The 593-nt window shown below is 69.6% G+C and carries 1 pseudogene; it reads left to right on the plus strand.

Annotated elements, in window-relative coordinates:
• Positions 1–593, plus strand: a pseudogene (locus tag P3W85_RS21885) (sulfoacetaldehyde acetyltransferase); the annotation flags it as partial.

Raw genomic sequence — 593 nt, forward strand, 5'->3', positions numbered from 1 at the left:
GAACTGCTCGCCCACGCTAAATTCCCCGTCATCATCTCCGGCGGCGGCGTGGTCATGGCCGATGCCATCGCGCAATGCCAGGCCCTCGCCGAACGCCTCGGCGCCCCCGTCGTCAACAGCTACCTGCACAACGACTCCTTCCCCGCCAGCCACCCGCTGTGGTGCGGCCCCCTCGGCTACCAGGGCTCCAAGGCCGCCATGAAGCTGCTCGCCCGCGCCGATGTCGTCATCGCCCTCGGCTCGCGCCTCGGACCCTTCGGCACCCTGCCCCAGCACGGCATGGACTACTGGCCCAAGCACGCCAGGATCATCCAGATCGATGCCGACCACAAGATGCTCGGCCTGGTCAAGAAGATCTCGGTCGGCATCTGCGGCGACGCCAAGGCCGCCGCCATGGCGCTGACCGAGCGCCTGGCCGGCCGCACCCTGGCCTGCGACGCCTCGCGCGAGGACCGCGCCGGCCAGATCGCCGCCGAGAAGGCCGCCTGGGAGAAGGAACTCGACGAGTGGACCCACGAGCGCGACCCCTACAGCCTCGACATGATCGAGGAGCAGAAGCACGAGCGCACGCCGGGTGGCGGCCACTACCTGCA

Source organism: Cupriavidus basilensis, assembly GCF_029335485.1.
Taxonomy (GTDB): Bacteria; Pseudomonadota; Gammaproteobacteria; order Burkholderiales; family Burkholderiaceae; genus Cupriavidus; species Cupriavidus basilensis_E.